Raw genomic sequence first — 14,953 nt, 5'->3', positions numbered from 1 at the left:
AGATTGCGCAGGCTCAGGGTGGTGCCGGGCTGGGTCAGCGTCGGCCCGGCGTAGTAGCCCATGAGCAGCGCCGCCTGCATGGCGTCGAGCTCGCCCGCCGTCCGGAACGGCACGACCTTCTTCTTCCGGCTGAAGACCATCAGTGGCCGAGCGCCTTCAGCGCCCGATTGTTGACTTCCTCGACCTCGCCGACACCCTCGACCGTCACGACCAGACCGTCGTAGTACTCGAGCAGCGGCTCGGTCTCCTCGCGGTACACGCGCAGGCGGTTGTCGATCACCTCGTCGGTGTCGTCGGCGCGGCCACGCGCGAGCATGCGCTCCTTGAGCAGCGACTCCGGCACCACGAAGCACAGCACGGCGTCGAGCGCGGTGCCGTTGTGCTCGAGGATCTTCTTCAGCGCGTCGCCCTGGTCGACGGTGCGCGGGTAGCCGTCGAGCACGAAGCCGTTGGCGGCGTCCGGCTCGGCCACCCTGGCCTCGACCATGCGATTGGTGACATCGCTGGGGACGAGGTCGCCCGCGTCCATGTACTTCTGCGCTTCACGCCCGAGAGCGGTCTGCTGGCTGATGTTCGCGCGGAAGAGGTCTCCGGTGGAGATGTGCGGAACGCCCAGCTTTTCCGACAGCAGGACGGCCTGAGTACCTTTGCCGGCACCCGGCGGCCCGAGCAGAACAACTCTCACTTGAGGAACCCTTCGTAATTTCGATTCATCAGCTGGCTCTCGATCTGCTTGACCGTGTCGAGACCCACGCTGACCATGATGAGCACCGCGGTACCGCCGAACGGCAGGTTCGCCACCGCACCCGAGTTACCCATATCGAGGAACAGGTTCGGGAGCACGGCGACCAAGCCGAGGTAGATCGAGCCAGGCAGGGTGATGCGGCTCAGAACAAAGTTGAGATAGTCGGCGGTCGGCTTGCCGGGACGGTAGCCCGGGATGAAGCCGCCGAACTTCTTCATCTCGTCCGCGCGTTCCTCCGGGTTGAAGGTGATCGCGACGTAGAAGTAGGTGAAGAAAACGATCAGGCCGAAGTAGATGGCGATGTAGACCGGGTTGGACGGATTCACCAGGTACTTCTGGATGATCTCCTGCCACCAGCTCGGGTCCGTCGCCGTCGCCGAACCGGTGAGCTGCGAGATCAGGTTCGGCAGGTAGAGCAGCGAGGACGCGAAGATCACCGGGATGACACCGGCCTGGTTGACCTTCAACGGCAGGTAGGTCGACGAACCGCCGTACATCTTGCGGCCGACGACGCGCTTGGCGTACTGCACCGGGATCCGGCGCTGGCCCTGCTCGACGAAGATCACGGCCACGATGATCGCCAGCACGGCGGCACAGACGAGACCGAAGACCAGGCCACCGCGGGTGTCCAGGATCGACTTGCCGTCGATCGGGATGCGCGCGGCGATACCGGCGAAGATGAGCAGCGACATGCCGTTGCCGACGCCGCGCTCGGTGATCTGCTCGCCGAACCACATGACCAACGCGGCACCGGCGGTCATCACCAGGACGATGATGATCATGCCGAAGATGCTGGTGTCGGCCAGGATGTCCTGCTGGCAGCCCTGCAACAGCTGACCGCGCGCCGCGAGCGCCACGAGACCCGTCGCCTGCAGGATCGCCAGGGCGATCGACAGGTAGCGGGTGTACTGCGTCATCTTGGTCTGGCCTGCTTGGCCTTCCTTGCGCAGCTCCTCGAAGCGCGGGATGACGACGGTCAGCAGCTGGATGATGATGCTCGCGGTGATGTACGGCATGATGCCGATCGCGAACACCGACAGCTGCAGGAGCGCACCACCGGAGAAGAGATTGATGAGCTGGTAGATACCGGCGGACTCACCGCCGGAGACCAGTTTCACGCAGTCCTGGACCGCGCGATAGTCGACACCGGGGGACGGCAGCGCGGCACCCAACCGGTACAGCGCGATCAACCCCAGCGTGAAGAGAATCTTCCGCCGTAAGTCCGGAGTCCGGAAGGCCGATACGAAGGCGGAAAGCACAGATCCTCCTGGCGAACGACATGGTCATGCCATGCGACTTCGGTTCTACGGAAACGTCAGCCGATGACGAGCTTTGGCAGACAACACTTGAACTCTAACAGTGACACCGGACGAGCTCGCGACTCGTCCGGTGTCCACTGCTGACTAACAGTACCGTCAGGCCAGTTCGGTGACAGTGCCACCGGCGGCGGTGATCTTCTCCTTGGCGGAGCCGGTCACCTTGTCGGCGGTCACCTGGACCGCCACGCCGATCTCACCGTCGCCGAGGACCTTGACCAACTCGTTCTTGCGAACGGCGCCGGCCGCGACGAGCTCGGCCTTGCCGACCGTGCCGCCCTCGGGGAACAGCTCCGCGATGCGGCCCACGTTCACAACCTGGTACTCCACGCGGAAGCGGTTGGTGAAGCCCTTCAGCTTCGGCAGGCGCATGTGCAGCGGCATCTGGCCACCCTCGAACGCCGGGGAGACGTTCTTGCGTGCCTTCGTGCCCTTGGTACCGCGACCCGCGGTCTTGCCCTTGGAACCCTCACCGCGACCCACACGGGTCTTCTCGGTCTTGGAACCCGGCGCAGGACGCAGGTGATGCAACTTGATGGTCATTGTCAGACCTCCTCAACTGTTACGAGGTGGCGCACGACGTTGATCAGGCCGCGGTTCTGGGCGTTGTCCTCCCGGACAACGCTCTGACGGATCTTGCGAAGGCCCAGCGTACGCAGGGAGTCCTTCTGATTCGCCTTGGCGCCGATGGTGCTCTTGATCTGGGTCACCTTGAGATCAGCCATTGTCAGGCTCCCTGTCCCGCACGCGCACGCAGCATGCCCGCCGGAGCGACGTCCTCGATCGGCAGACCGCGACGCGCGGCAACCTCTTCGGGACGCTGGAGCATCTTGAGCGCGGCAACCGTCGCGTGAACGACGTTGATCGCATTGTCGCTACCGAGCGACTTGGCCAGAATGTCATGAATGCCAGCGCATTCGAGCACGGCACGCGCCGCGCCGCCGGCGATCACACCGGTACCGGGCGAAGCCGGACGCAGCATGACGACACCGGCCGCCGCCTCACCCTGAACCGGGTGGGTGATGGTCGAGCCGATCATCGGGACGCGGAAGAAGCCCTTGCGAGCCTCCTCGACACCCTTCTGGATGGCCGCGGGAACTTCCTTGGCCTTGCCGTAGCCGACGCCGACCAGACCGTTGCCGTCACCGACGATCACGAGGGCGGTGAAGCTGAAGCGACGACCACCCTTCACGACCTTGGAGACGCGGTTGATCGCGACTACGCGCTCGAGCTGGTTCTTCTCGGCAGCGTTGTCCCGACGGTCGCCGCCACCGCGACGATCGCCGCCACCGCGGCGGTCGCCACGGTTGCCCTCGGGGCCATTGCTGTTCTGTCCGGCGGGTCCGTTGCCGCCGTCACGCCGCTGACGTCCCGGCATCAGACGTTCCTTCCGTTAGAAATCTTGGTCATCAGAACTTCAACCCGCCTTCACGAGCGGCATCGGCCAGCGCCGCGATACGGCCGTGGTAGTCGTGACCACCACGGTCGAACACGACCGCCTCGATACCGGCAGCCTTGGCACGCTCGGCGATCAGCTGACCGACCTTCGCGCCCTTGGCGGACTTGTCGCCCTCCAGCGCACGCACATCGGCCTCGATCGAGGACGCGGCGGCGATGGTCTTGCCGACCGAATCGTCGACGAGCTGGGCGTGCAGGTGCCGCGAGGAGCGGTTGACCACCAGGCGCGGACGCTCGGTGGTGCCGACGACCTTCTTGCGCAGACGGAAGTGACGGCGGGTCTTCGACAGACGACGCTTCGTGGAAGCGTCCTTGCCCAGCGGAATACGCTTGGCCTTCTGGTTTTCGGTTTGCGCCATGATCACTTACCCGTCTTTCCGACCTTGCGGCGAACGACCTCGCCGGCGTAGCGGATGCCCTTGCCCTTGTACGGGTCGGGCTTACGCAGTCCGTGGATGACAGCGGAGATCTGGCCGACCTTCTGCTTGTCGATCCCGGACACGGAGAACTTGGTGGGCGATTCCACCGCGAAGGTGATGCCCTCCGGGGCCTCGATCGGCACCGGGTGGCTGTAGCCCAGGGCGAACTCGAGGTTCGAGCCCTTGGCGGCCACACGGTAACCGACACCGAAGATTTCCATCTTCTTCTCGTAGCCCTTGGTGACACCCTCGATCATGTTGGCGATCAGGGTGCGGGAAAGGCCGTGCAGCGAGCGGTTGGCGCGCTCGTCGTTGGGACGGGCCACCTCCAGCTCGTTACCCTCACCCTTGGTGACGGTGATCGGCTCGGCGACGGTGTGCGACAGGGTGCCCTTGGGCCCCTTCACCGTGACGACCTGGCCGTCGATGGTGACGTCGACGCCGGCCGGAATCTCGATGGGCTTCTTACCAATACGCGACATTTGTCCTGACCTCCCTTACCAGACGTAGGCGAGGACTTCGCCGCCCACGCCCTGCTTGGCCGCCTGACGGTCGGTGAGCAGACCGGTCGACGTGGAAATGATCGCCACGCCGAGGCCGCCGAGGACCTTGGGCAGGTTGGTGGACTTCGCGTACACACGCAGACCCGGCTTCGAGACGCGACGCAGGCCCTGCAGGCTGCGCTCACGGCTGGGGCCGTACTTCAGATCGACGACGAGGGCCTTGCCCACCGGCGCGTCTTCGGTGCGGTAATCGGCGATGTAGCCCTCACGCTTCAAGATCTCGGCGATGTTCGCCTTGAGCTTGGAGTGGGGCGCCTTCACCTGATCGTGGTACGCCGAGTTGGCGTTGCGCAGACGCGTCAAGAAGTCTGCGATCGGATCAGTCATGGTCATGGTTAGACCTCGACACCTTTCTCGCTGCGGTTCCCATGCAGCGTCACCGCTCGCGCGGCGACCGTGGGCCTACAACAATTCGGCTGGTCCGGGCGGCACTTACCGACCGGATGAGTTCTCGTTACGAGCTCTCGGTGCCTGGCAACTCATCCGCCTACGCGAGGCGCCAGCGGACACAGATGTGCCCAGGCAACCGGTCTAGTGTAGGCAATGCCGTGGTCAGGACAAAATCCGGGTCCGATACCGACCAGCGCGGCCCGTCGAGGTGAGCGGGATCACCGCCGCCGAGACACCCGCGGCCATGATCAGCATCAGCTCGCCACCGACGACCAGGCTCGCCGAGCCGCCGAGCAGCGCGCCACCGGCGAACGCCGCGTATTGCAGCCCGTACCCCAGCCAATCGCGCACCGATCCCCCGCTCACGTGACTCTCGATGCCCTGACTCAGTTTCACGACCGTGCCGGTGGCGTAGCTCAGCGGGACGGCGGTCTCGCCGTTCTTGACGAAAGCGGTGTTGAGCGCGCCGACCGCGAAGGCGACGAACGCGATGGGGATGAACCCCACCTCTTGGCCACCGGTGCGGTCGAGCGCGTAGTCGACGACCGCGGCCACGGCCAGCGCCACCGTGGTCACCACCGAGGCGCCGTAGTGGTCGTTGCGCCACATCCGCCGCCGCAGCAGCGAGGCGACGAACACGCCGAGACCGAACGAGAACAGCAGCGTCAAGGCGCCGATGGCGAGCAACCTGTCATTGTCGAACCAGCCGAGAACTGCCCGCTCGGTATTTCCGGTCATAAACGTGACGAAATATCCGGCGGAATGCGTATAGGCGGCGGCGCCGATAAATCCGGCCAGCGCCGAAAGAAAAGCGACCAGCGGCATCGCGCCCGTCGGAATCCCCCGTAGGGGCGGCCGGTGTTCCAAGTCACGGCCAGTTTCTTCTGTGGTCACGGTCACAATTCCACATCCTCTGTTTGTTACCGAACAGGGGATCTACGTTGAACCCAACTACCTGTTTCGCTGTCGTGCGACCATTCCGAACGTAGCCGCGACAAATAGCGTCGGCCAGTGCCGGGATCACATTCTCGGGAATTGCACAGGAATATTCATCGCAGGTAATCTCCCGGTAACCCACGCCACCGCGCCACAGCTTCGGTCCGCCGGCCCGGCCGTGAATCCTGTTCGAGCCCAATCACTTCCGATCGTGAGCCGAGCTACCTATGTGGTAGCTTCGCGAGGTTCGTCGGATCTGTGCAGGAGGCTCGGCAGGTGTTTTCGCGCTCCGCGCGCCGTGGAACTCGCCGAGCCCTGGTCGGCATGCTGGCTGTCGCGCTCGGCTTCGGTGCGCTCTCGGTGCCGTCCGCGCACGCGGCTGATCCCTATCTCGACCGGCTCGCCGAAGAAGCCGCCACACCGGAGCTGAGCTGGTCCGATTGCGAAGACGGCTTCCAGTGCTCGACCGCGCGAGTGCCGCTGGACTACAACAGCCCCCGGGGCGAGCAGATCGATCTGGCGGTGATCAAGCTCCCCGCCACCGACCCCGGTCAGCGAATCGGCACGCTGTTCGTGAACTTCGGAGGGCCGGGGCCCTCCGGGGTGGATCGGCTGCGGGAGCGGGCGAGTTGGCCGTGGCTGTTCTCCACGGAGCTACGCGCCCGGTTCGACCTGGTCTCCTGGGATCCGCGCGGAGTGTCACGCAGCGCGGGCGCGCGTTGTTTCGCCGGCGCCGAAGAGCAGGCGGACTATCTGGGTTCCTTCCCCGGCACCCCCACCGATCCGCGCGACGAGCCGGAATTCTTCGCCAGATCCGCCGATATCGCCGCGCGCTGCGAGGCCACGGCCGGGCCGATCCTGCGCCATGCCTCCACCGCGAACACCGCCCGCGACCTGGACCTGCTGCGCCGCGCGGTCGGCGACGCCGCGCTCACCTATCACGGCATCTCCTATGGCACGCAGGTCGGCGCGGTCTACGCCAATATGTTCCCCGGCCGGGTGCGGGCGATGGCGTTCGACGGTTCGCTCGACTTCGAGGGCAATGCGAACGGGCACGGCGCCGACGGGGCGAATCTGCCACTCGACACCAGGCAGGGCGTGGCGGTCGGCATCGCCGAGACTTTCGACGCCTTCCTGCGCGACTGCTCGGCGGCGGGCCCGCGCTGCGCGTTCTCGGCCGGCGATCCGAAACTCAAATGGCTCGCACTGGCGGAGCGGGCACGGCTGGCACCGATCACACTCGACGGAACACCGTGGACATTCTCGCAGGTCGTGAGCACCGCGGGCAGTCTTTCGCGCCCCGAGACCTACGCCGATCTCGCGGTCCTGTTGCAGAACCTGTTCGACGCGGCGACCACGCTGCCCGCCCGCGTCCCCGACGCGCTGTTCGACAAGAACTATCCCGCCAATCGCGTCGAGGCGTTCTACGCCATCCAGTGCGCCGACAGCACCGTCCCGACCGATCCCGCCGCCTACAGCCGGGTCGCGGCCGCCGAGGACCTGCACAACCCCTACTTCGGCCGCACCGCCGTCTTCAACGCCATGCCGTGCGCCTTCTGGCAGACCCGCGACCTCGACCGCTACACCGGCCCGTGGAACCGCGAGACCGCCGCCCCGATCCTTGTCCTGAACAGCCGATACGACCCGGCCACTCCGCTGCACGGCGCCTACGCCGGCGCCGCCCAGCTGTCCCGTGCCCAGGTCGTCGTCATCGAGGGCGCCGGGCACAGCAGCATGTACGTCGCCAGCACCTGCGCCGAACATGTCAAGCGCGACTACCTGTTCACCGGCGCGCTCCCCCCGGACGGCACCCGCTGCGGCATCGACCGCTCCCCCTTCGCCTGATTCGGCGGCGGGCCGTCACCTGCGTCAGCTGATCAGGCAGAGCAGGTCGTAGAGCGGCGGCTTCTCGACGCTGCCGGTGGCGAACGCCAGCTGCGCGAGCGGCGAGCAGATCAACGCCGTTTCCGACGAGCCCGACCCACCCCCGGACCCACTTCCGCCCCCGGCTGAACCGGATTCGGCGACCGGGGCCGGTGCGGCGGGCGCCGCGGTGGCGACTGCGGGAGCGGCGAGGAGTGCCCAGGAAAGGACTGCGGCGGTTGCGATCTTCTTCATGCGCCAAGGGAACACCACCGTCGCGCCCCACAAGAGTGAAATGAACATATTTCGCTCAGATCGGTGGGCGACCACACGACGACCGACACCGAAAACGCGCGAAGGCACGGACTCCCGTACGGAAGTCCGTGCCTTGCTTCGATATTCGCCTAGGTGGCCGCGCTCACGAGGAGCGCGAAGTCACCAGGAGCTCTTGTGCACGCCCGGGAGCTCGCCACGGTGGGCCATCTCGCGCAGGCACACGCGGCACAGGCCGAACTTGCGGTACACCGCGTGGGGGCGGCCGCAACGCTGGCAGCGGGTGTAGGCGCGGACCGCGAACTTCGGCTTGGCGTTGGCCTTGTTGACCAGTGCTTTCTTGGCCATGTGCTCAGTTCTCCTTGAACGGGAAGCCGAGGTGCTTGAGCAGCGCACGGCCTTCTTCGTTGTTGGTCGCAGTGGTCACCACGGTGATGTCCATACCGCGCGGGCGGTCGATGGAGTCCACGTCGATCTCGTGGAACATCGACTGCTCGCTCAGGCCGAACGTGTAGTTGCCGTTGCCGTCGAACTGCTTCGGCGACAGGCCGCGGAAGTCGCGGATACGCGGCAGCGCGATGGAGACCAGGCGGTCCAGGAACTCCCACATGCGGTCGCCACGGAGGGTGACCTTCGCGCCGATCGGCATGCCCTCACGGAGCTTGAACTGCGCGATCGACTTGGTGGCCTTGCGGATCTCCGGCTTCTGACCGGTGATCAGCTCCAGGTCCTTGACGGCACCGTTGATCAGCTTGGCGTCACGGGCGGCGTCGCCGACACCCATGTTGACGACGACCTTCACCACGCCCGGGATCTGCATCACGTTGGCGTAGTTGAACTCGCTGTTCAGCGCGTCCTTGATCTCGGCGCGGTAGCGCGCCTTCAGCCGGGGCTGAGTCTGCTCAGAGGTGGTCATGTCAGATGTCCTTCCCGTTCTTACGGGAGATCCGAACCCGCTTGCCGGTCTCTTCGTCGGTGCGGTAGCCGACGCGAGTCGGGTTACCGTCGGAGTCGACGACCATCACGTTGGACACGTGGATGGGGGCTTCCTGGGTCACGATGCCGCCCGAAGAGGCGCCACGCTGGTTCGCGGAATCCGCGACGTGCTTCTTGATCCGGTTCACGCCTTCGACGAGGACCTTGTTGTTCGCCGGGTAGGCCTGGATGACCTTGCCCTTGGCGCCCTTGTCCTTGCCCGCGATGACGAGAACGGTGTCACCCTTGTGCACCTTCATGGTCAGAGCACCTCCGGGGCCAGCGAAACGATCTTCATGAAGCGCTTGTCGCGCAGCTCGCGGCCGACGGGGCCGAAGATGCGGGTGCCACGCGGATCGTTGTCCGCCTTGATGAGCACGGCGGCGTTCTCATCGAACTTGATGTAGGAACCGTCCGGACGGCGGCGCTCCTTGACGGTGCGCACGACGACAGCCTTGACGACGTCGCCCTTCTTGACGTTCGCGCCGGGGATGGCGTCCTTGACGGTGGCGACGATGATGTCACCGATACCGGCATAGCGACGCGACGAGCCACCGAGCACGCGGATGCAAAGGATTTCCTTCGCCCCGGTGTTGTCGGCGACGCGCAGTCGCGACTCCTGCTGAATCACTTCAGCACCTCCTGGACCTGGATGTATACGTACGCCGGATTGCCGACCCGACGCACATGGTCAGTCACCCTCCGGACGCGCGCCTGCCAGCGGAAATACCTACCACTGGGGGTTCACTGCCGGATTGCGGGCGCAGAGCTCCCGCAGGCAACCGGTCTAGTGTAGGTGAATCCCCAGGTCGACCCAAATCGGGGGGTCGCCATCGCAATTTTGAAGCGAGTATGTTTCAAACTCCTGTGAGCGCGCTCACGCCGTTGCTACGGTCGCCCTGCTCGTCGAGGTACGAGCTGATGAGGAGTCGCACATGCACATCACCCTGCCGACCACCCGCCGGATCGCGACCACCGCGAGCGCCTTCGCCGCGGTGCTCGCCCTGGCCGCCCCGCACGCCACCGCGGGCCCGATCATCGACATGCTCACCGACACCCTGACCGTGGGCTGCACGTCCAAGATCGATGTCGTCGGCCTCGACGACTACGTCGGTGCCCAGGTGGACTTCGTCGCCAACGGCACGTTCTTCGCCAGCGACACCGTCGACCTGGAGGTGACCGTCGGCGGCGTCACCGTCGCCAAGGCCACCGCCTACTACCACGTCGAGACCCAGGTCGAGGTGCAGTTGTCGCTGCTGCTGCACGCCACCGGAGCACCGCTGGTGACCAAGCGGGTGCCGACCGTCATGAAGATCATCGACGCGGGCAGCGGACTGGCCTGCGACATGGCCACCGGCAGCGCGGGTATCTCCTCGGACTAGCCGCACCGCTACCCCCACCGATCCGCCCGTCCGCCGGTAGCCTGGGCGAGCTGGATCGCAACGAGCAGGGGTGCGGCTGCCGCATCGGGGAAGGAACCTAGTGACATCGTCGGGTCGTCCGTCGGTCTTGGACCGCCGCGCTTTTCTGGTCGCCATGGGTTTGGTGCCGGTCGCGGCCGCGCTGGCCTCGTGTTCCTCCGACACCCCCGAGGTGCGGCTCACCGGCGTCGATCTGAGTGGTGGCGACCCGGCGATCCGTCCGCAGGACGACTTGTACCGCCACGTCAACGGCGCGTGGCTGCGCGACTACCAGCTGCCGCCGGACAAGGCCTCGGTCGGCGCGATCACCGACGCCAACGACCGCACCCTGGAACAGCTGCGCGCCATCATCGAGGGCATCTCCGATCCCGAGCCGGGGTCCGAGGCGCAGCAGATCAAGGATCTCTACGACGCGCGCCTGGATCTCGACGAGATCGAGCGCCTCGGGATCACCCCGCTGGAAGGCTTGTTCGCCGCGATCGACAAGGCCGCGGGCAAGCCCGAGCTGGCCAAGGTGATGGCCGAGGCGCCGATCGCCGGGCTGATCGGCATGGGCATCGGCATCGACCGCAAGAACTCCAAGGCCTATATCCCCAGCGTCAGCCAGTCCGGGCTCACCCTCGGCGAGCAGTACTACCGCAAGCCCGAGTTCGCCGCGCAGCTGGCCGGGTACCAGACCTACCTCGAGCAGCTGGCCAAGGGCCTGAACCTGCCCGACCCCGCCGGGATCGCCCAGCGCACCGTCGACCTGGAGAAGCGGATCGCGGCGGCGCACTGGGACAGCGTGCGCACCCGCAACACCGACGCCACCTACAACCTGATGAGCTGGCAGGAACTCACCGCGCTCGGCCCGCAGTTCGACTGGGACCCGTGGCTGGCCGGGATGACCGACCGGCCCAAGTCCCTGTTCGACAAGATGGTGGTCGGTCAGCCCTCGTTCGTCACCGCGGCGGCGCAGCTGTGGAGCGAGGTCGACATCGCGCAGTGGCGTGACTACCTCAAGCTGCAGATCGCCAACACCTACGCCCGCTTCCTGCCCAAGGCGATCGCCGACGCGCGCTTCGAGTTCGTCGGCCGGGTGCTCAGCGGTCTGGAGGAGAAGCCGGAGATGTGGCGCTCGGCGGTGGGCGTCGTCGACGACAATCTCGGCGAACCGCTGGGAAAGCTGTACGTGGACAAGCACTTCCCGCCCGCCGCGAAGGAACGCGCGCTCGAGATGGTCGACGACCTGCGCGCCGCGTACCGCGACAACTTCACCAATTCCAGCTGGATGTCGCAGCCGACCCGCGAGGCCTCGATCGCCAAGCTGGACAAGATCGTTGCCCAGATCGGCTACCCCGACAAGTGGGTCGACTACTCGTCGGTGCGGATCACCCGCGGCCGGTTGATCGAATCCCTGCTCGCCATCAACGCTTTCGAGACCAAACGTGCCTTCGCCCGGCTCGGCACCGAGGTGGACAAGGCGGAGTGGAGCATGTCGCCGCAGACGGTGAACGCCTACTACAGCCCCACCACCAATCAGATCGTCTTCCCCGCCGCCTACCTGCAGCCGCCGTTCTTCGACAAGGACGCCCAGGACGCGGTCAACTACGGCGCGGTGGGCTCGACGATCGGGCACGAGATCGGGCACGGCTTCGACGACCAGGGCTCCAAGTACGACGGTGACGGCAACCGCCGCGACTGGTGGACGCCGGAGGACCGCGCGGCCTTCGACGCCAAGACCCAGCAGATCATCGAGCAGTACGACGTGCTGGTCCCGGAGGGCGCGCCCGAGGGGCAGCACGTGAACGGCCCGCTCACCGTCGGCGAGAACCTGGCCGATCTGCGCGGCCTGCAGATCGCGCTGGCCGCGTATCAGAAGTTCGCCCAGCGCGCCGGCGTGCAACCGGATTTCCGGACGATGTTCTTCTCCTGGGCCCGGCAGTGGCGCGACAAGCAGACCGAGGAGGCGACCCTGCAGGGCCTCCAGGACACGCACTCCCCCAACGAGTTCCGCTGCAACCAGGTGGTCCGTAACATCGGCGAGTTCTACACGACCTTCGAGGTGAAGGAGAGCGACAAACTCTTCCTGCCGCAGGATCAGCGGGTCTCGCTCTAGGGGATCGATTCTCCTCGAAGCCCACGTAGGTTAGCCTAGGCTGACTTACGCTGGATTCAGCTCAGGAGGATCACGATGACGTCTGTTCGGACTACGCGCGGCTGGCGGCGCGCGGCGGTGGCCGCGCTCGCCGGTGCGCTCGCCTTCGGCGTCGCGGCCTGCGGTTCCACCGACGACGCCGAGGGCTCGGGCGAGCCGGTGACGATCACCCACGCACGCGGCGAGACCACGGTCAACGGCACGCCGAAGAAGATCGTCGCGCTCGGCAACCAGTGGCTGGATACGTCGCTGGCGCTCGGTGTCGTCCCCGTCGGCTACATCGACAATGTGTCGGCGGTGTCCAAGAGCACCCCGCCGTGGCAGCCGGAGAGCCTGAAATCGGCCACCGCGCTCAACACCACCGGCAGCATCGCCGAGCAGGTCGCCGGGCTGGAGCCGGATCTGATCCTGGCCGATCCGTTCATCGCCGACCAGAAGACCTACGACGATCTGTCCAAGATCGCGCCGACGCTGCCCGCGCTGACCAAGGACGCGGTCACCCCGTGGCAGGACCAGGTGACCGCGCTGGGCAAGGTGCTCGACAAGGAGTCCGACGCGAGCGCGGTGATCAAGAAGGTCGACGACAAGATCACCGAGATCACCACCGCGAATCCCGGACTGAAGGGCAAGACCTTCGCCAGCACCTGGCTGGCCAGCCCGGCGCAGTTGATGGTGCTGACCGATCCCAACGACGGCTCGGCCAAGGTCTTCGGCCAGCTCGGCATGACCATCCCGGCGAACCTGACCTCACAGCCGGCCAACCAGGGCCGCCTGGCGCTGTCGCCGGAGCGCGTCGACGAACTGACCGCCGACCTGCTGCTGGCCGGGTACTCGCCCGGCCTCGACGAGAAGTACCGTCAGCTGCCCGGCTACAGCGACCTGCCCTCCGTGCGTAAGGGTTCGGTGGTGTTCCTGACCACGCAAGAGATCAGCGCGGTCAACCAGCCCTCGGCGCTGTCGGTGCCCTACATCCTCGACAAGCTGGCGCCCGCCTTCGCCGCGGCGGCGAAATAGACTCGTCCCCAACCACGTTCGACCCGCAAGGAACCCGCTGTGCTCGCCTCCGCGTACCCCGCCCAGACCCGATTCGCGCTGCGCGCCGGGGTCACCTGCCTCACCACACCCGCCGGTGCGGTGCTGCTGAACCCGCCGCGCAACGTGAAGCTGACGGGCCTGGGCGCGGGCGCGCTGCAGGCGCTCAAGACCCTCAACCAAGGTCCGGCCACGGCCGCGGAGATGGCGACCGCGGCGGCCGGTGACGACATCACCGGCCTCATGCGCAAGCTCACCGACGGCGGCTGGCTGGCGGTCACCGTGCGCGACGGCGGCCGCGACCTCTACAGCATCCGCCCCTTCGCCGAGCCCGCGCCGCGCCCGGAGGCGCCGCTGCCGACCTGGTCGGCGACGCTGTCGAAGTTCGCGGTGCTGCACCGTGATTCCCAGGGTTTCGTGCTCGAGCATCCGCGGGCGTGGTGCGATCTGCGCGTCCACGATCCGCGGCTGCTGGCACTGCTCGACGGCCCGATGGCGGCCGACTCGCCGGTGCCCGCGGCGGTGAAGTCGCAGTTCATGTCCGATCTGCAGTGGTGCGGCTTCCTGATCGACGGCGACGAGGAGGAGCACGAGTTCACCACCCGCTCCTGGAACCCCGCCGACCTGTGGTTCCATCGCCGCAGCACCCTCGGCGCCCGCACGGTGACCTGGGACGACTTCGGCCCGACCCGCTGGGCCGAGGGCCGTTTCCCCGAACTGCCCGCCCGTCGCGCGCCGTTCGCCGCCGACCCGATCGCGCTGGCCCGCCCCGAGCTGGCCGACCTGCGCGCCGCCGATCCCACGCTGACCGCCGCCCTCGAGGATCGCGTCTCGACCCGCGCTTTCGACGACGCGGCCCCCATCACCGCGGACCAGCTGGGCGAGTTGCTGTTCCGCAGCGCTCGCACCCGCGAGGACGGCTCGCGCCCGTACCCGTCCGGCGGCGGCGCCTACGAGCTCGAGGTGTACCCGGTGCTCCGCGATGTGCCCGGGCTGGAAAACGGCATGTACCACTACGATTCGACCGAGCACGCCCTGCGCCCGGTCGCCCCCGCCGACTCCCCCGCCGTGCGGAAACTGCTGAAGTCCACCTCGGCGACGCTGGCCGGCGGCGCGGAACCGCAGGTCCTGCTGCTGGTCTCGGCCCGCGCCGGTCGGGTCATGTGGAGCTACGAGCAGGTCGCCTACGCCAACATCCTCAAGCATGTCGGCGTGTTCATGCAGACCGTCTACCTGGCCGCCACCGCCATGTGCCTCGGCGTCGTCGCCCAGGGGTTCAGCGACACCTCCGCCTTCGCCGCCGCCACCGGCATCGACGAGCTGGAGGAATGCAACGTGGGCAGCATCATCGTGGGGTCGCGCCCCGCCTGACGGGTGACACCTGTCACATCGATGCAACCGCCGGTGGGTTTCGCGCGTCCAATA

The 14,953-nt window shown here is 66.7% G+C and carries 19 protein-coding genes; 5 read left to right on the top strand and 14 right to left on the bottom strand.

Annotated features, from left to right (window positions below; translation table 11 throughout):
- Positions 1 to 139 precede the first annotated feature (139 nt).
- The 9 genes from QH270_RS08085 to QH270_RS08045 all read right to left on the bottom strand — a co-directional run bounded on the left by QH270_RS08085 (position 140) and on the right by QH270_RS08045 (position 5,716).
- Entirely contained in the window at positions 140 to 685 is a 546-nt protein-coding gene (locus QH270_RS08085) for an adenylate kinase (RefSeq protein ID WP_110037183.1), read from the bottom strand.
- Entirely contained in the window at positions 682 to 2,004 is a 1,323-nt protein-coding gene (gene secY / locus QH270_RS08080; protein ID WP_280221603.1) for a preprotein translocase subunit SecY, read from the bottom strand. The genes QH270_RS08085 and secY overlap by 4 nt, the downstream gene beginning before the upstream one ends.
- A 156-nt stretch (positions 2,005 to 2,160) precedes the next feature.
- Complete coding sequence (rplO, locus tag QH270_RS08075) at positions 2,161 to 2,604, bottom strand: 50S ribosomal protein L15 (protein ID WP_232996647.1); 444 nt, start codon at positions 2,602 to 2,604, stop codon at positions 2,161 to 2,163.
- Positions 2,605 to 2,606: 2 nt separating this feature from the next.
- The gene (gene rpmD, locus QH270_RS08070; protein WP_019045070.1) at positions 2,607 to 2,786 is read right to left on the bottom strand and encodes a 50S ribosomal protein L30; all 180 of its coding nucleotides are present in this window, start codon (positions 2,784 to 2,786) and stop codon (positions 2,607 to 2,609) included.
- Between the two features lie 2 nt (positions 2,787 to 2,788).
- Positions 2,789 to 3,439: a 30S ribosomal protein S5 gene (rpsE, locus tag QH270_RS08065; RefSeq protein WP_110037186.1), complete on the bottom strand. Its 651-nt coding sequence runs from the start codon at positions 3,437 to 3,439 to the stop codon at positions 2,789 to 2,791.
- Between the two features lie 31 nt (positions 3,440 to 3,470).
- The gene (gene rplR, locus QH270_RS08060) at positions 3,471 to 3,878 is read right to left on the bottom strand and encodes a 50S ribosomal protein L18 (protein WP_110037187.1); all 408 of its coding nucleotides are present in this window, start codon (positions 3,876 to 3,878) and stop codon (positions 3,471 to 3,473) included.
- A gap of 2 nt (positions 3,879 to 3,880) precedes the next feature.
- Complete coding sequence (gene rplF / locus QH270_RS08055) at positions 3,881 to 4,420, bottom strand: 50S ribosomal protein L6 (protein WP_019045067.1); 540 nt, start codon at positions 4,418 to 4,420, stop codon at positions 3,881 to 3,883.
- A 15-nt stretch (positions 4,421 to 4,435) separates the two neighbouring features.
- On the bottom strand, positions 4,436 to 4,834 hold the full coding sequence (gene rpsH / locus QH270_RS08050; protein ID WP_067491077.1) for a 30S ribosomal protein S8: 399 nt from the start codon (positions 4,832 to 4,834) through the stop codon (positions 4,436 to 4,438).
- Between the two features lie 219 nt (positions 4,835 to 5,053).
- The gene (locus QH270_RS08045) at positions 5,054 to 5,716 is read right to left on the bottom strand and encodes a YoaK family protein (RefSeq protein ID WP_280339882.1); all 663 of its coding nucleotides are present in this window, start codon (positions 5,714 to 5,716) and stop codon (positions 5,054 to 5,056) included.
- 387 nt (positions 5,717 to 6,103) lie between these two features.
- Here QH270_RS08045 and QH270_RS08040 point away from each other — a divergent pair, with 387 nt between their 5' ends.
- Positions 6,104 to 7,672: an alpha/beta hydrolase gene (locus tag QH270_RS08040; protein ID WP_280339881.1), complete on the top strand. Its 1,569-nt coding sequence runs from the start codon at positions 6,104 to 6,106 to the stop codon at positions 7,670 to 7,672.
- A gap of 24 nt (positions 7,673 to 7,696) precedes the next feature.
- Here the strand turns inward: QH270_RS08040 and QH270_RS08035 are convergent, their stop codons facing one another.
- The 5 genes from QH270_RS08035 to rplN form a co-directional block, all read right to left on the bottom strand.
- Positions 7,697 to 7,945: a hypothetical protein gene (locus QH270_RS08035; RefSeq protein WP_280339879.1), complete on the bottom strand. Its 249-nt coding sequence runs from the start codon at positions 7,943 to 7,945 to the stop codon at positions 7,697 to 7,699.
- A 180-nt stretch (positions 7,946 to 8,125) separates the two neighbouring features.
- Positions 8,126 to 8,311 (bottom strand): type Z 30S ribosomal protein S14, encoded by a 186-nt coding sequence (locus QH270_RS08030; RefSeq protein ID WP_014981705.1) that lies wholly within the window; start codon positions 8,309 to 8,311, stop codon positions 8,126 to 8,128.
- 4 nt (positions 8,312 to 8,315) lie between these two features.
- Positions 8,316 to 8,879 (bottom strand): 50S ribosomal protein L5, encoded by a 564-nt coding sequence (rplE, locus tag QH270_RS08025; protein ID WP_107654148.1) that lies wholly within the window; start codon positions 8,877 to 8,879, stop codon positions 8,316 to 8,318.
- 1 nt (position 8,880) lies between these two features.
- Positions 8,881 to 9,198: a 50S ribosomal protein L24 gene (gene rplX / locus QH270_RS08020; RefSeq protein WP_110037193.1), complete on the bottom strand. Its 318-nt coding sequence runs from the start codon at positions 9,196 to 9,198 to the stop codon at positions 8,881 to 8,883.
- A 2-nt stretch (positions 9,199 to 9,200) separates the two neighbouring features.
- Complete coding sequence (gene rplN / locus QH270_RS08015; RefSeq protein ID WP_019045060.1) at positions 9,201 to 9,569, bottom strand: 50S ribosomal protein L14; 369 nt, start codon at positions 9,567 to 9,569, stop codon at positions 9,201 to 9,203.
- A gap of 304 nt (positions 9,570 to 9,873) precedes the next feature.
- Here rplN and QH270_RS08010 point away from each other — a divergent pair, with 304 nt between their 5' ends.
- The 4 genes from QH270_RS08010 (at position 9,874) to QH270_RS07995 (ending at position 14,899) form a co-directional block, all read left to right on the top strand.
- Positions 9,874 to 10,320 carry a hypothetical protein gene (locus QH270_RS08010; RefSeq protein ID WP_280339876.1) on the top strand — a complete coding sequence of 149 codons (447 nt, stop codon included), beginning with the start codon at positions 9,874 to 9,876 and terminating at the stop codon, positions 10,318 to 10,320.
- A 154-nt stretch (positions 10,321 to 10,474) separates the two neighbouring features.
- Complete coding sequence (locus QH270_RS08005) at positions 10,475 to 12,457, top strand: M13 family metallopeptidase (RefSeq protein ID WP_280339875.1); 1,983 nt, start codon at positions 10,475 to 10,477, stop codon at positions 12,455 to 12,457.
- Positions 12,458 to 12,532: 75 nt separating this feature from the next.
- Positions 12,533 to 13,510, top strand: coding sequence for an ABC transporter substrate-binding protein (locus tag QH270_RS08000; protein WP_280339874.1), 978 nt, complete (start codon positions 12,533 to 12,535; stop codon positions 13,508 to 13,510).
- A gap of 39 nt (positions 13,511 to 13,549) precedes the next feature.
- Positions 13,550 to 14,899, top strand: a complete 1,350-nt coding sequence (locus QH270_RS07995) for a SagB family peptide dehydrogenase (RefSeq protein ID WP_280339873.1) — start codon at positions 13,550 to 13,552, stop codon at positions 14,897 to 14,899.
- Positions 14,900 to 14,953: the final 54 nt, after the last annotated feature.

This window comes from Nocardia neocaledoniensis, from assembly GCF_029868625.1.
Lineage (GTDB): Bacteria > Actinomycetota > Actinomycetes > Mycobacteriales > Mycobacteriaceae > Nocardia > Nocardia neocaledoniensis_A.
The sequence above is the reverse complement of the archived record's forward strand: the minus strand, read 5'-3'. Positions and strand labels throughout refer to the sequence as shown.

Coding starts and splice junctions, on each gene's coding strand:
- rplF (WP_019045067.1), bottom strand. CDS start 4,420: ATGTCGCGTATTGGTAAGAAGCCCATCGAGATTCCGGCCGGCGTCGAC.
- rpsH (WP_067491077.1), bottom strand. CDS start 4,834: ATGACCATGACTGATCCGATCGCAGACTTCTTGACGCGTCTGCGCAAC.
- QH270_RS08045 (WP_280339882.1), bottom strand. CDS start 5,716: ATGCCGCTGGTCGCTTTTCTTTCGGCGCTGGCCGGATTTATCGGCGCC.
- rplR (WP_110037187.1), bottom strand. CDS start 3,878: ATGGCGCAAACCGAAAACCAGAAGGCCAAGCGTATTCCGCTGGGCAAG.
- rpmD (WP_019045070.1), bottom strand. CDS start 2,786: ATGGCTGATCTCAAGGTGACCCAGATCAAGAGCACCATCGGCGCCAAG.
- rplX (WP_110037193.1), bottom strand. CDS start 9,198: ATGAAGGTGCACAAGGGTGACACCGTTCTCGTCATCGCGGGCAAGGAC.
- QH270_RS08000 (WP_280339874.1), top strand. CDS start 12,533: ATGACGTCTGTTCGGACTACGCGCGGCTGGCGGCGCGCGGCGGTGGCC.
- rplE (WP_107654148.1), bottom strand. CDS start 8,879: ATGACCACCTCTGAGCAGACTCAGCCCCGGCTGAAGGCGCGCTACCGC.
- QH270_RS08010 (WP_280339876.1), top strand. CDS start 9,874: ATGCACATCACCCTGCCGACCACCCGCCGGATCGCGACCACCGCGAGC.
- rplO (WP_232996647.1), bottom strand. CDS start 2,604: ATGACCATCAAGTTGCATCACCTGCGTCCTGCGCCGGGTTCCAAGACC.
- QH270_RS08035 (WP_280339879.1), bottom strand. CDS start 7,945: ATGAAGAAGATCGCAACCGCCGCAGTCCTTTCCTGGGCACTCCTCGCC.
- QH270_RS08030 (WP_014981705.1), bottom strand. CDS start 8,311: ATGGCCAAGAAAGCACTGGTCAACAAGGCCAACGCCAAGCCGAAGTTC.
- QH270_RS08005 (WP_280339875.1), top strand. CDS start 10,475: ATGGGTTTGGTGCCGGTCGCGGCCGCGCTGGCCTCGTGTTCCTCCGAC.
- rpsE (WP_110037186.1), bottom strand. CDS start 3,439: ATGCCGGGACGTCAGCGGCGTGACGGCGGCAACGGACCCGCCGGACAG.